Genomic DNA, 13,528 nt, shown 5'->3' with positions numbered 1-13,528 from the left:
GATGACCAAGTGGGTGTACGGTTTCGGTGCCGGCCGGAACGACGGCAAGGCCGACATGCGCAACCTCCTCGGCGGCAAGGGTGCGAACCTGGCGGAGATGGCCTCGATCGGCCTTCCCGTTCCACCGGGCTTCACCATCACCACCGAGGTCTGCACCTACTACTACGACAACGGGAAGCAGTACCCGAAGGAGCTGACCGACCAGGTGAACGAGGCCCTGGCGCGGATCGAGAACGCGGTGGGGATGAAGTTCGGCGACGCCGCCAACCCGCTGCTGGTCTCGGTGCGCTCCGGTGCCCGCGTCTCCATGCCGGGCATGATGGACACGGTGCTGAACCTGGGCCTGAACGACGAGACGGTGGTGGGCCTGGCCAGGCGCTCGGGCGACGACCGCTTCGCCTGGGACAGCTACCGCCGCTTCATCCAGATGTACGGCTCGGTGGTGCTGGGCGTGGACCATCACCGCTTCGAGGAGATCATCGAGGAGGCGAAGCACGCCTCCGGCGCGGTGGAGGACACCGAGCTTTCCGCCGCCGACTGGCAGAAGGTCGTAGCCGGCTACAAGGAGATGGTGGCCGAGGCGACCGGCAAGCCCTTTCCGCTGGACCCGCAGGAGCAGCTCTGGGGTGCCGTGGGCGCCGTCTTCGGCTCCTGGATGAACCCGCGCGCCAACACCTATCGCCGCCTGCACGACATCCCGGCGAGCTGGGGCACGGCGGTCAATGTCCAGGCCATGGTCTTCGGCAACATGGGCAGTGACTGCGCCACGGGTGTCTGCTTCACCCGCGACCCCTCGACCGGCGAGAACATCTTCTACGGCGAGTACCTGATCAACGCGCAGGGCGAGGACGTGGTGGCGGGCATCCGCACGCCGCAGCCCATGTCCAAGGCCCGCGCCAAGCCCGGCGAGACCTCCATGGAGGAGGCGATGCCGGAAGCCTATGCCGAGCTCTGCAAGGTGCGTGAGACGCTGGAGCGTCACTACACGGACATGCAGGACATCGAGTTCACCGTGCAGAGCAACAAGCTCTACATGCTGCAGACCCGCAACGGGAAGCGCACCGCCGCCGCCTCGCTGAAGGTCGCGGTGGACATGGCCGAGGAAGGGCTGATCGACCATCCGGAGGCGGTGAAGCGCGTCGCCCCGGGCTCGCTCGACCAGCTGCTGCACCCGACGCTGGACCCCAAGGCCAGCCGCAAGGTGCTGACCAAGGGCCTGCCGGCCTCTCCGGGTGCCGCCTGCGGGGTGGTGGTCTTCTCCGCGGAGGAGGCCGAGGCGCGCGCCAACAAGGGCGAGAGCGTCATCCTGGTCCGCATCGAGACCAGCCCCGAGGATATCGCCGGCATGCATGCCGCCAAGGGCATCCTCACCACCCGCGGCGGCATGACCAGCCACGCGGCCGTGGTGGCGCGCGGCATGGGCCGGCCCTGCGTGGCCGGTGCCGGTGGCGTCGTGGTGGACTATGCGGCGGGCACGCTCTCGGCCGGTGGCCAGGTTGTCCATGCCGGCGAGACCATCACCCTCGACGGCGCGACCGGCGAGGTCTTCGCCGGCGCCGTGGCGATGATCGAGCCGCAGCTTTCCGGCGACTTCGCCACGCTGATGGGCTGGGCCGACGCGGTGCGCCGCCTGAAGGTGCGCGCCAATGCGGAGACCCCGCTGGACGCCGACACCGCCCGCAAGTTCGGGGCCGAGGGCATCGGCCTCTGCCGCACGGAGCACATGTTCTTCGACGCGGACCGCATCGGATCGGTCCGCCAGATGATCATGTCCGAGACGGAGAGCGGCCGCCGCGACGCGCTGGCCAAGCTGCTGCCCTTCCAGCGCAGCGACTTCGTCGAGCTGTTCCGGATCATGGCCGGCCTGCCGGTGACGATCCGCCTGCTCGACCCGCCGCTGCACGAGTTCCTGCCGCACAAGGAGGAGGAGCTGGCCGAGGTGGCGGAGAGCCTGGGCACGGACCTCGCCACCATGAAGCGGCGCGCGGCGGATCTGGCGGAGGCGAACCCCATGCTCGGCCATCGAGGCTGCCGCCTGGGCGTGACCTATCCCGAGATCTACGAGATGCAGGCCCGCGCCATCTTCGAGGCCGCCATCCAGGTGGCCAAGGAGACAGGCAGCGCGCCGGTCCCGGAGATCATGATCCCGCTGGTCGGCATGAAGAAGGAGCTGGAGATCACCCGCGCCCAGGTGGACAAGGTGGCGCAGGAGGTCTTCGCCGAGACGGGCACCACGCTCGACTACTCGGTCGGCACCATGATCGAGCTGCCGCGCGCGGCGTTGACGGCGGACAAGATCGCGGAGGTCGCGGACTTCTTCTCCTTCGGCACCAACGACCTGACACAGACGACCTTCGGCCTGTCGCGCGACGACGTGGGCAAGTTCCTGCCCTACTACGTGGAGAAGGACATCCTGCCGAGGGACCCCTTCGTCTCCATCGACGTGGAGGGCGTGGGCGCGCTGGTGGAGATCGCCACGGAGAAGGGCCGCAAGGTCAAGAACGGCCTCAAGCTCGGCATCTGCGGCGAGCATGGCGGCGATCCGGCCTCCATCCAGTTCTGCGAGAAGGTCGGGCTCGATTACGTCTCCTGCTCCCCCTATCGCGTGCCGGTGGCGCGCCTGGCGGCAGCGCAGGCGGCGCTGGCCGGCGCGGGGGGCGACCGCACGGCCTGACACCGCCCGCACGGCGGAAGCATCTGGACGGCGGGGCCCCGGCCCCGCCGTTTTTCGTCATGGGCCAGCCGGAAGCCTTGCGGCGCCAGGACCGTTCCTACGGCACCCCCCAATGGAGTGCCGGACATGTACGAAGAGATGCAGAAGGTTCCGCCGCAGAAGCAGGACCGGCAGCCTGGCCTGGAATCGGAAATGACGCCGAAACCTGCCGCCGAGATGCGGCACTGGAAGGGCTCGGGCAAGCTCGCGGGCCGGAAGGCGATCGTGACCGGCGGCGATTCCGGCATCGGCCGGGCCGTGGCCATCGGCTTCGCCAAGGAAGGCGCCGATGTCTTCATCCTCTACAAGGACGAGCATGAGGACGCCGCCGAGACGAAACGGCTGGTGGAGGCGGAGGGCCGGCGCTGCGACACCGTCGCGGGCGACGTGGGCGACCCGGGTTTCGCCCGCTCGGCGGTGGAGAAGGCGGCGGCCTTCCTCGGCGGCATCGACATCCTGGTGAACAACGCGGGCGAGCAGCACGAGAACAAGGATTTCGCGACCATCGAGGAGGCGCAGGTGGAGCGGACCTTCCGCACCAACATCCTGGGCTACATGTGGATGGCGAAATACGTGCTGCCGCATCTGAAGGAAGGCAGCACCATCGTGAACACCACCTCGGTCACCGCCTATCGCGGCAGCCCGCACCTGGTGGACTATTCGGCGACCAAGGGCGCCATCCTGGCCTTCACCCGCTCCCTGGCTGCGCAGCTCGCGGAAAGGAAGATCCGTGTGAACGGCGTGGCGCCCGGGCCGATCTGGACGCCGCTGATCCCCGCCTCCTTCTCGCCGGAGGAGGTGGAGAAGCATGGCGGCAGCACGCCGCTGGAGCGCCGGGGCCAGCCGGACGAATGCGCCCCCGCCTATATCTTCCTCGCCTCCGATGCCGACAGTTCCTACATCACCGGGCAGGTGATCCATCCCAATGGCGGGGAGCCGGTGAACGGCTGACGGAACAGCCCCTGGACAAGCCTTCCGCCCTTCCGCAACATTGCGGAAGAGAAAGGAACAGCCGCGATGCTCGTGGCCGTCTTCACGGCAATCATTTCGGCAAGTGTCCTCGCCGGCGGAACGGTGGGCCTCTTCCTGTACCTGTATCTTCCGGCGCGCCACGTCACCAAGGAAACGCGGGACGTGGTGCATCTGGCGACTGGCATGCTGTCGGTCCTCGCGGCGCTGGTGCTCGGATTGCTGATCGCGACGGCCAAGGACAGCCTTTCCTCGGCGGACCGCTCGGTCCGCGACTTCTCGGCGGTCCTGGTCCAGGCGGAGCAGGGCCTGCGCGTCTATGGCACGGAAGCAGCGCCGGCCCGCGACCTTCTGCGGCGCTATACCCGTGCGGCCATTTCCCAGCGATGGACGCAGGACGACCGGGACATCCTCGAAGTCGCCGCTCCGATCGGCGCGACGCTGGAGCAGCTTCGGCTGACAGTCCTTTCGCTACGGCCGGCGAACGACGTCCAGCACTGGTTGCAGGGGCAGGTGCTGGCCCAGAGCGACAAGCTGCTGTCGCTGCGGTGGCAGATGCTGGAGCAGCAGGACCTGCCTTTCCAGCCGGTCTTCGTCCTGCTGCTGACCTCCTGGCTGTTCTTCATCTTCGCGGGGTTCGGCTTCATGGCGCCCCGAAACGCCGCCGTCTATGCCGCCTTCGTCGTCTGTGCGGTGGCGGTGGGCGGCGCGATGTTCCTGATCATGGAAATGGAGACGCCCTTCACGGGGGTCGTCCAGGTATCCCGGCAACCCCTGACCATCGCACTGGCCCATATGGAGCGCTGAGCCCGCCGGCAACCATCACCCAGGCGGCGGCAGGCGCAGCAGATGGGCCAGCAACCGGCCGTAGCCACGCGCATCGTCCAGGGCGCAGTGGGTATGCGCCGTCTCCCCCAGCCATTCCGCCGGGTAGTGCTCCACCCGGCAGCGTTCCGGTGGCCAGTGCAGCCGGCCGGCCGCGAAGGCGTGCAGGCAGAGCGGCACGTCCCGGAAGAGGGGGTCCACCGCGCGCGGCACAGGCACGAGGCGCGTTCCGGTGAAGCGTTGCAGGTAGAGGTCCATCCAGGGCCCATCCACCGCCAGCGGATGCGCGGCGAAGACCGGATCGCCCGGCAGGTCCCGCACCCAGGCCACGAAGCGGGCCATGACGGCCTCCGGCGGCTGCGGGTCCCGCGTCGCGGCGGCCCAGGCCTCGGGCTCTCCGGCGAACCAGGCCAGCGTGCCAGGATCGGGTTCCGCGCCGGGGAAGGGGGCAAGCACGGCCTCGAAGGCCGAGACCTCGCGCCCATCCGCCGCCACCGCGACGGCGCCGACCGAGAGCAGCGAATTGCGGCCCGGGGTGGGGCCGTCGAACTCCGTATCCGTCACCACATAGACCGGCGTCACCGCGAATCCCTTTTCCCGGAGGGCCGCATCCTGCGCCGGAGCGGCGGCACTTGTCTTGTGCGCCGCATCATGAAGGTGTCAGGCGGTCTTTTCCGGCAGGTGCATCCAGGCGGGCAGGCGGGGCGTCAGGCTGGCTCCGCCGCAGCGCAGGGGGGCGCCGGCGGTGATCGCCTCCAGCCGCAGCAGGGCCATGCCCTGGCTGCCCAGGCCGGAGCGCATGGTGCCGACCTCGGCCTCGCCCCGGAAGACGGGCGTGCCGGGGGCGGGCAGCGCGCCCTCCACCGTCACGGGAACGAGGCGCCGCTTGACCAGGCCACGATAGCGGGTGCGGGCGGTCAGTTCCTGGCCCATGTAGCAGCCCTTGGTCCAGGAGACGCCGTGCAACTCGTCGAAGCCGGCTTCCAGCAGCACGGACTTCTCCGCCTCCATGTCCTCCGACCCGCCAGGCAGGCCGAGTTCCAGCCGGTGCAGCGCATAGGCGGAGGCATCCATGGCGCCGTGCATCGGCTTGTCCAGCAGGGCGCGCCAGCCGGCATCCGGCAGGCGCGGATCGGCGAAGACGATCCCGTGCTCCGGCGCCGGGCTGCTCCAGCCGGCATGGACGGCGAATTCCGCCGAGGCATCCCGCAGCGCCACCTTGGAGCGCAGGCGGAAGCGGGAGAGCTTCGCGACCAGCATCTCCGCCTGGGCGCGCTCGCAGTCGAGCAGGAAGCGGTCCGGCTGGGCCAGCACGAAGAAATCGGCCAGCCATTTTCCCTGGGGGGTCAGCAGCGCGGCCCAAGCGGCCTGGCCGGGGGCCAGGGCGGCGACGTCGTTGGAGATGAGGCCCTGGAGATAGGCGACCCGGTCCTCGCCCGAGATCTCCACCACGCCACGGTCCGGCAGATAAGCGATCGGCATGGGGCAGAGTTGGCGCGGAGAGAGCGTTGCTGCAACCGGGAACATGCTATGAGGCGCCCGACCATGCGCATCCTCTTCGTCACCTCCACCCGCATCGGGGATGCGGTCCTGTCCACCGGGCTGCTGGACCACCTGCTGCGCGCCTATCCCGAGGCACGCTTCACCATTGCCTGCGGGCCGGTGGCGGAGGGGGTCTTCGCCCGCATGCCGCGGCGCGAGGAGACCATCGTGCTCGCCAAGCGCAGCCTTTCGCTGCACTGGCTGGAGCTGTGGCGGCGCGTGGCGGGGCGGCGCTGGGACCTGGTGGTGGACCTGCGCGGCTCGGCCCTGGCCTGGACCCTGCGCGCCGGCACCCGCGCGGTGATGCGCGGCGGCCGCCGGCCGGGGCACCGGCTGGGTCATATCGCCGAGACGCTGGACCTGGACCCGCCGCCCATGCCGGTGGCCTGGACGGCACCGGAGGACGAGGCGCGGGCCGCCGCGCTTCTGGGGGCGGGCCCCGGTGCGATAGCCGGTCAGGTTCCCATTCTGGCCCCCATTCTGGCCCCCATTCTGACCCTGGGGCCGACCGCCAACTGGTCGGGCAAGATCTGGCCCTGGGAGCGCTTCGAGGCGCTGGCCCGCAGGCTGACGGCGCCGGACGGGCTGCTGCCGGGCGCCCGGATCGTCGTGCTGGGTGGGCCGGGGGAAACCGAGCGGGCCATCGCCGCACCGCTGCTGGAGGCCCTGCGCAACCATCCCGGCGGCGTCACCGACCTGCTGGGGCAGCTTTCCCTGCCGGAAGCGGCGGCGGTGCTGCGCCGCGCCGCGCTCTTCGTCGGCAATGATTCCGGGCTGATGCACCTCTCCGCCGCCGCCGGCACGCCGACGCTCGGCCTGTTCGGCCCGACGCCAGCGGACGAGTACGCGCCCGCCGGCCGTGCCGCCCGGGCGGTGATCGCGGCGGATGGCCGCATGGAGGGGCTCTCCGTCGCGCAGGTGGCCGAGGCTGCCGGGCGGCTCCTGCCCGCGCGGCTGGCGGCGTGACGGCGGCTCTGTCCCGGAGGCCGCGCGAGTGGCGGGGCGAGTGCCCCTTGCCCCTCCACACGTGCCTGTGCCACCACCCCCGCATGCCGACAGTCCTTGCCGCGCCTTGCCGCATCCCGTCCCGGTCTACCGGCCTGCCGAGTCCGGGCGCCTGGTGAGGGGAACGCGGTGAGGGTCGCGCAGGTCATGGCCGGCGCCGTCCAGGGCGGCGCCGAGACTTTCTACGAGCGGCTTTGCCTCGGCCTGCACGACAGCGGCGAGGAAGTCCTGCCGGTGATCCGGCGCGAGCCGGCGCGCGAGGCGCGGCTGCGGGAAGGGGGCCTCACTCCCGTTACCCTGGGCTTCGGCGGGCCGCTCGACCTGCTGACCGGGGCCCGCCTGCGCGCGGCGCTGGGGCGCTTCCGCCCCGCCGTGACGGTGGCCTGGATGAACCGCGCGGCGCGCTTCACGCCAAAGGGGGAATGGACCCTGGTGGGGCGGCTGGGCGGCTACTACGACCTGCGGCACTACCGGCGCTGCGACCATCTGGTGGCCAATACGCGCGACCTCGTCGCCTGGATCACCGCGCAGGGCTGGGCGCCCGGGCGCGTGCACCACCTGCCGAATTTCGTGCCCGACATGGCCGGCGCCGCATCCGCCACGCTGCCCGCGCCACCGGGGAAGCGGCGGCTGCTCGCCATGGGCCGGCTGCACCGGAACAAGGGATTCGACGTGCTGCTGCGAGCCCTGGCGGAACTGCCGGAGGCGCATCTCTCCCTGGCCGGCGAAGGGCCGGAGCGTCCCGCGTTGGAGGGGCTGGCGCGCGAGCTGGGGCTGGGCGAGCGCGTGTCGTTCCTGGGCTGGCGCACCGATACCGGGGCGCTGCTGGCCGGGGCGGAGGTCTTCGTCTGCCCGTCCCGGCACGAGCCGCTGGGCAATGTGGTGCTGGAGGCCTTCTCGGCCTCGCGCCCCGTCGTGGCCGCGGCGGCGCAGGGGCCCAGCGAGGTGATCCGCGACGGCGGGACCGGGCTGCTGGTGCCGCTGGAGGAACCCGCGCCACTGGCCGCCGCGATCCGCCGCGTGCTGGACGACCCGGCCCTGTCGGGGCGCCTCGCCGAGGCCGGGCGGCGGGATTTCGAGGCCGAGCACGCGGCGGCGCCGGTCCTGGCGCGCTGGAGGGGCTTCCTGCGCGCCGTGGCGCCGACGGCCGCCGGTGGGGAGGTGGGCTGATGTGTGGCATCGCGGGCCTCGCCCTCCGTCCTGGCCAGGCACCGGATTCCCGGGTGCTGGAGGCGCTGACCCGCGCCCTGGCGCATCGCGGGCCGGACGGGCAGGGGCATCACGTCGTGGGCTCCGTGGCGCTCGCGCACACGCGGCTGGCGATCATCGACCTGGAGACCGGCGACCAGCCGCTCTTCGCCGGGCCGGCGGCGCTGGTCGGCAATGGCGAGATCTACAACAACCCGGAGCTGCGGGCCGCCAACGCCTTCTCCTGTGCCACCGGCAGCGACTGCGAGCCGCCGCTGCACCTGTGGCGGCAGGAGGGCATCCGCTTCGCCGACGGGCTGCGCGGCATGTGGGCGCTGGCCATCCATGACCGCGCGGCGCGGCGGGTGGTGCTGTCGCGCGATCCCTTCGGCATCAAGCCGCTCTACATCGCCGAGGTGGCGGGCGGCATCGCCTTCGCCTCCGAGCCGCAGGCCCTGGTCGCGGCCGGGCTGGTGGCGCCGAAGGTCCGGGCCGAGAGCCGGGACGAGCTGATGCAGCTCCAGTTCACCACCGGCCAGGAGACGATCTTCGAGGGCATCCGGCGGGTGCTGCCGGGAGAGACCCTGGCCATCTCCGACGGCGCCGTGGTGGAGCGCCACCGGCAGGCTGCCCTGCCGGAAGGCGGGCCGGAGGAGACCGGCGAGGCCGAGGCGATCGCCCGCTTCGGCCGGGCCTTTGCCGAGGCGGTGGAGTTCCACCAGCGCGCCGACGTGCCCTACGGCATGTTCCTGTCCGGCGGCACGGACAGCGCGGCGGTGCTGCACGCCATGTCGCGGCTGAACGAGAGGCCGGTGCTGGCCTTCACCGCCGGCTTCGACACGGGCGACAAGGACGAGCGCGAGCAGGCCGCCGCCGTCGCCAGGGCCGCCGGGGCGCGGCATGTGCGGCTGGAGGTCAGCGAGGCCGAGGTCTGGCGCCACCTGCCCGAGATCGTCGGCGCCATGGACGACCCGGCGGCCGACTATGCCATCGTGCCCACCTGGTTCCTCGCCCGCCGGGCAAGGGAGGAGGTGAAGGTCGTGCTGTCCGGCGAGGGCGGCGACGAGATCCTGGCCGGCTATGGCCGCCACCGCTCCGCCATGCGCCCCTGGTGGCTGGGCGGCAAGGCGATGCGCGCCCATGGCACCTTCGACCGGCTCGACGTGCTGCGCGACCCGCCGCGGCTGTGGCGGGACGGGTTCGAGGCCGCCGAGACCGCCGCCGCGACGCCGGGCCGCACCCGGCTGATGGCCGCCCAGGCGCTGGACATCGCCGACTGGCTGCCCAACGACCTGTTGCTGAAGCTGGACCGCTGCCTGATGGCGCATGGGGTGGAGGGGCGCGTGCCCTTCCTGGACCGCGCTGTGACGGAGGCCTGCTGGCGCCTGCCGGACGGGCTGAAGGTGCGGCGGGAGACCGGCAAGTGGCTGCTGCGGCAATGGCTGGCGCAGAACTTCCCGGCCTCGCAGCCCTTCGCGAAGAAGAAGGGCTTCACCGTTCCGATGGGGGCCTGGATCGCCTCCGCCGCCGACCGCCTGGCACCGCTGGTGGCGGCGCAGCCCGGGGTGGCGGAGATCGCGCGGCCGGAGCGCATCCTGCCGCTGTTCCGCGCGGCGGGCAGCAAGCGCGAGGGCTTCGCCGCCTGGCACCTGCTCTTCTACGCGCTGTGGCACGCGCGGCATGTCGAGCGGCGGGCCATGCAGGGGGATGTCTTCGAAGCGCTGGCGGCCCGCTGACGCTATGCGCCCCTATCTCTTCCTGCTGGTGGCGATCTGCGGCGAGGTCGCTGGCACGCTGTCGCTGAAGGCCTCGGACGGCTTCACCCGCCTCTGGCCCTCGGTCTTCACCATGCTCTGCTATGTCCTGACCTTCTACATGCTCTCGCTGGCCATCCGGACCATTCCGGTGGGCGTGGCCTATGCCATCTGGTCAGGCCTCGGCATCGTCATGATCTCGGTACTGAGCCTCGTCCTGTTCCGCCAGCACCTGGACCTGCCGGCGATCCTCGGCATGGCGCTGATCCTCGCGGGCGTGCTGGTCATCAACCTCCTCTCCCGCTCCGCCAGTCATTGAGGGCCGGGGGCAACCACGCGGAGGCCATGACACGGGCCTTCGGTTGCATTCCTTCGGCGACCTGAACATCCAGCCCGGCAGCGCCATCGGCAACGATCCCGATGACACGGCCAGTTCCATCGTGATCGGGACAAACGGCGTGATCGTGGTGAACGACATGCCGCATCTGCCAGCGAGCGACTTCCTTTTCGCCTGAGATCCCGTGCCGGTGGCGGAGGGGGCTCCCCTCCGCTTCCCATGGCCGCGCAACCTTCCGCTCACCGCCGTGTTCGCTGCCCAGGGCGTGATGGCCGGCCGGGGCATTTCCACGGGTATTCCCGCCTCAGGCATTCCCGTTTCCGGCCGGCGTGGCGGGGAAGCGCGATCCATCGGCAGCGGCGGCAAGGGGGCCGAAGGCTTGGCGGACAGCCTCAGGAATACATTGGACCGGGTCCGGGGCTTCCTGACCTGGCTTCCAGCGGAAGTCTTTGCCGCGCTGTTGCTGCTTCTGGCGGCGGGTCTCGCGCTGGCGCTCACCCGTTTCTGCCTTCGCCTGCTCTACCGCCTGGCGGGGCGCTACGGGCAAAGCTTTCTGCAGGTGCTGGTGACGCGCAGCCAGGGGCCGCTCTGCACCTTTCTGGTCATCATGGCCGTCGGCACGGTGCTGCCGGCGGCACCCTTCCCTTATGCCACCACGCTGACGCTGGCGCAGGTGCTTCTCTGCGCCTTCATCCTGGCGCTGGGATGGATGCTGGTCACCGCGCTCAACCTGGGGGCCGAGGTCTATCTGCGCCGCTTCCGCCTGGACGTGGAGGACAACCTCCTCGCCCGCAAGCATGTCACGCAGGTCCGCATCCTGCTCCGCACCGGGCAGACGCTGCTGGTGATCGTCACCGTGGCAGCGGCCCTCACCAGCATCCCCGCCGTGCGGCAGTATGGCGTGTCGCTCTTCGCCTCGGCGGGTGCCGCGGGCCTGGTGCTTGGCCTCGCGGCGCGGCCGCTGCTGAGCAACATGCTGGCGGGTATCCAGATCGCCATGACGCAGCCGATCCGCGTCGAGGACGCGGTGGTGCTGGAAGGCGAATGGGGCTGGATCGAGAACATCACCAGCACCTATGTCGTGGTCCGGCTCTGGGACCTGCGGCGGCTGATCGTGCCGCTCTCCTACTTCATCGAGAAGCCGTTCCAGAACTGGACGCATGAGAGTTCCGACCTGATCGGCTCTGTTTTCCTGCGCGTGGACTACACCGTGCCGCTGGACCGGATGCGCGAGAAACTGAAGGAGATCGCTTCCGCCAGCCGCTTCTGGGACCGCAAGACCTGCGTGCTTCAGGTGACGGACACGCCGGGCAACATGGTGGAGGTCCGCATCCTGGTCAGCGCCCGGGGCGGCGGCAACACTTTTGATCTGCGCTGCGAGGTGCGGGAGAAGATGATCGCCTTCCTGCAGGCCGAATACCCGGAGGCCCTGCCGCGCCAGCGCACGGAGATCACCGGCAACAGCCTGGACGGGCTGCTGGAGCAGCGGCGCGGCACGGAGGAGAAGGTGCGCCGCGCCGCCTGAGGGAAAGGGCCGGTAAAGCCCCGGCTTCCGTCACCGTAGAGGGATGGGCGGCTTCACGCAGCGGCTGCCATAGGACTGCACCCAGCCATGCTTCGTGACCGCATGGCCCGACATGTATTCGGCGAAGTGCTCCACCATGTCGTTGCGCTCGAACTCGCCGTGCACGGGCATGTCGATCCTGGCTCCTCGCCGCCGCCCCTCCCGGCCGGCGGCAAGCGGTGCGATAAGGCCAGCCGCATATTCCCCGCGGGTTCCCGTCCGGGCGCCCGTCCCAGCACCGTCCTCCCCCCGTGAAGGAGATCCCCCCGATGGCAGCCTATGACCTGATCCTGCGCGGCGGCACCTGTGTCCTGCCCTGGGGCGAGGAGAAGGCCGATGTCGGCGTGCGCGACGGGCGGATCGCCGCGCTGGGCGACCTGCGGACCGACACGGCGGAGGAGGTGGTGGACTGCGCCGGGCTGCATGTCCTTCCCGGGCTGATCGACCCGCATGTGCATCTGCGCGATCCGGGCCAGGGCGCCGGGCCGGACATGACGGTGGAAAGCATCGAGACCGGCACCCGTGCCGCCATCCTGGGCGGCATCACCGCACTCTTCGACATGCCGAACACGAATCCCGCCATCACGACGCGGGAGGCGCTGGACAACAAGCGCGCCTACCTCGCCGGCCGTGCCTGGTGCGACATGGGCCTCTATGTCGGCGCCACCAGGACCAACATCGCCGGGCTCGCCGAGCTGGAGCTGCAGCCCAATGTCTGCGGCATCAAGGTCTTCGCCGGTTCCTCGACGGGCGACCTGATGGTGGAGGACGATGCCAGCCTGGAGGCCGTGATGCGCTCCGGCCGCCGCCGCATCGCCTATCATTCGGAGGACGAGTACCGGCTGCAGGCGCGCAAGCCGCTCTATGCCGCCGGCGGCCCGCATGCCCTGCATGCCGAGTGGCGCGATGTGGAATGCGCCTTCCTCGGCACGCGGCGGCTGATGGCGCTGGCGCACAAGACGCGGCGCCCCGCGCATATCCTGCACGTCTCCACGGCCGAGGAGCTGGACTACCTCAAGGACTACCGCGACGTCGCGACCGCCGAGGTGCTGGTGAACCACCTGACCCAGGTGGCGCCGGAGGCCTATGAGCGGCTGGGCGCCTATGCGGTGATGAACCCGCCGATCCGCGACGCGCGCCACATGGAGGCCGCCTGGGCCGCCGTGCGCGACGGCACGGTGGACTGCATCGGCTCCGACCACGCGCCGCATTCCCGCGCCGCCAAGGAGCGTCCCTGGCCGGCCACCGCGGCCGGGCTGACCGGCGTGCAGACGCTGGTGCCGGTGATGCTGAACCACGTGGCCGAGGGGCGCCTGTCCCTGGCCCGGCTGGTGGACCTGATGAGCGCCGGCCCGGCCCGGGTCTATGGCGTGACCGCCAAGGGACGGCTCGCCGCCGGCTATGACGCCGACTTCACCATCGTGGACCTGAAGCGCCGCCGCAGCATCGAGGAGAGCTGGATCGCCTCGCCCTGCGGCTGGACGCCCTTCGCCGGGATGGAATGCACCGGCTGGCCGGTGATGACCGTGATCCGGGGTGCCCCCGTGATGCGCGAGGACGAGGTGATCGGCGCCCCGCGCGGCGAGCCGGTGCGCTTCGCCGAGGCCCGCGGCGGCTGAAGTCGGGGCCGG

General features: G+C 70.9%; 13 protein-coding genes. 10 read left to right on the top strand and 3 right to left on the bottom strand.

The annotated features are described in order from the left end of the window. Nucleotide 1: 1 nt before the first annotated feature. The 3 genes from ppdK to BT98_RS0104410 all read left to right on the top strand — a co-directional run bounded on the left by ppdK (nucleotide 2) and on the right by BT98_RS0104410 (nucleotide 4,489). Nucleotides 2–2,674 carry a pyruvate, phosphate dikinase gene (ppdK, locus tag BT98_RS0104420; RefSeq protein ID WP_019461534.1) on the top strand — a complete coding sequence of 891 codons (2,673 nt, stop codon included), beginning with the start codon at nucleotides 2–4 and terminating at the stop codon, nucleotides 2,672–2,674. A gap of 126 nt (nucleotides 2,675–2,800) precedes the next feature. Continuing rightward, complete coding sequence (locus tag BT98_RS0104415) at nucleotides 2,801–3,664, top strand: SDR family oxidoreductase (RefSeq protein WP_019461533.1); 864 nt, start codon at nucleotides 2,801–2,803, stop codon at nucleotides 3,662–3,664. A 66-nt stretch (nucleotides 3,665–3,730) separates the two neighbouring features. Next, a complete protein-coding gene (locus BT98_RS0104410; protein WP_019461532.1) occupies nucleotides 3,731–4,489 on the top strand; it encodes a bestrophin-like domain in 759 nt (252 codons plus the stop codon). Between the two features lie 15 nt (nucleotides 4,490–4,504). On the opposite strand, the gene BT98_RS0104405 is transcribed toward BT98_RS0104410, so the two are convergent. Together BT98_RS0104405 and ygfZ are read right to left on the bottom strand one after the other, a co-directional pair. Next, a complete protein-coding gene (locus BT98_RS0104405; RefSeq protein WP_019461531.1) occupies nucleotides 4,505–5,089 on the bottom strand; it encodes a 3'-5' exonuclease family protein in 585 nt (194 codons plus the stop codon). A gap of 78 nt (nucleotides 5,090–5,167) precedes the next feature. Next, nucleotides 5,168–5,989: a CAF17-like 4Fe-4S cluster assembly/insertion protein YgfZ gene (gene ygfZ / locus BT98_RS0104400; RefSeq protein WP_019461530.1), complete on the bottom strand. Its 822-nt coding sequence runs from the start codon at nucleotides 5,987–5,989 to the stop codon at nucleotides 5,168–5,170. Between the two features lie 48 nt (nucleotides 5,990–6,037). On the opposite strand from ygfZ, the gene BT98_RS0104395 reads away from it, so the two are divergent. From BT98_RS0104395 to BT98_RS0104370, 6 genes are all read left to right on the top strand, one after another. Continuing rightward, complete coding sequence (locus BT98_RS0104395) at nucleotides 6,038–7,015, top strand: glycosyltransferase family 9 protein (RefSeq protein ID WP_019461529.1); 978 nt, start codon at nucleotides 6,038–6,040, stop codon at nucleotides 7,013–7,015. A 186-nt stretch (nucleotides 7,016–7,201) separates the two neighbouring features. Continuing rightward, a complete protein-coding gene (locus tag BT98_RS0104390) occupies nucleotides 7,202–8,224 on the top strand; it encodes a glycosyltransferase (protein ID WP_019461528.1) in 1,023 nt (340 codons plus the stop codon). Next, a complete protein-coding gene (asnB, locus tag BT98_RS0104385) occupies nucleotides 8,224–9,978 on the top strand; it encodes an asparagine synthase (glutamine-hydrolyzing) (RefSeq protein ID WP_019461527.1) in 1,755 nt (584 codons plus the stop codon). The genes BT98_RS0104390 and asnB overlap by 1 nt, the downstream gene beginning before the upstream one ends. 4 nt (nucleotides 9,979–9,982) lie before the next feature. Continuing rightward, complete coding sequence (locus BT98_RS0104380) at nucleotides 9,983–10,315, top strand: SMR family transporter (RefSeq protein WP_019461526.1); 333 nt, start codon at nucleotides 9,983–9,985, stop codon at nucleotides 10,313–10,315. A gap of 43 nt (nucleotides 10,316–10,358) precedes the next feature. Further along, on the top strand, nucleotides 10,359–10,511 hold the full coding sequence (locus tag BT98_RS27130) for a hypothetical protein (RefSeq protein ID WP_019461525.1): 153 nt from the start codon (nucleotides 10,359–10,361) through the stop codon (nucleotides 10,509–10,511). A gap of 201 nt (nucleotides 10,512–10,712) precedes the next feature. Further along, a complete protein-coding gene (locus BT98_RS0104370) occupies nucleotides 10,713–11,858 on the top strand; it encodes a mechanosensitive ion channel family protein (protein ID WP_202801203.1) in 1,146 nt (381 codons plus the stop codon). Between the two features lie 30 nt (nucleotides 11,859–11,888). Here the strand turns inward: BT98_RS0104370 and BT98_RS26495 are convergent, their stop codons facing one another. After that, on the bottom strand, nucleotides 11,889–12,029 hold the full coding sequence (locus BT98_RS26495) for a hypothetical protein (protein ID WP_019461523.1): 141 nt from the start codon (nucleotides 12,027–12,029) through the stop codon (nucleotides 11,889–11,891). Nucleotides 12,030–12,166: 137 nt separating this feature from the next. Here BT98_RS26495 and BT98_RS0104360 point away from each other — a divergent pair, with 137 nt between their 5' ends. Beyond that, nucleotides 12,167–13,516 carry a dihydroorotase gene (locus BT98_RS0104360; protein ID WP_019461522.1) on the top strand — a complete coding sequence of 450 codons (1,350 nt, stop codon included), beginning with the start codon at nucleotides 12,167–12,169 and terminating at the stop codon, nucleotides 13,514–13,516. Nucleotides 13,517–13,528: the final 12 nt, after the last annotated feature.

This window comes from Roseomonas mucosa ATCC BAA-692 (genome assembly GCF_000622225.1).
Classification (GTDB): domain Bacteria; phylum Pseudomonadota; class Alphaproteobacteria; order Acetobacterales; family Acetobacteraceae; genus Roseomonas; species Roseomonas mucosa.
Note: the sequence above shows the minus strand (reverse complement) of the source record. Positions and strands in the feature narration are given on the sequence as shown.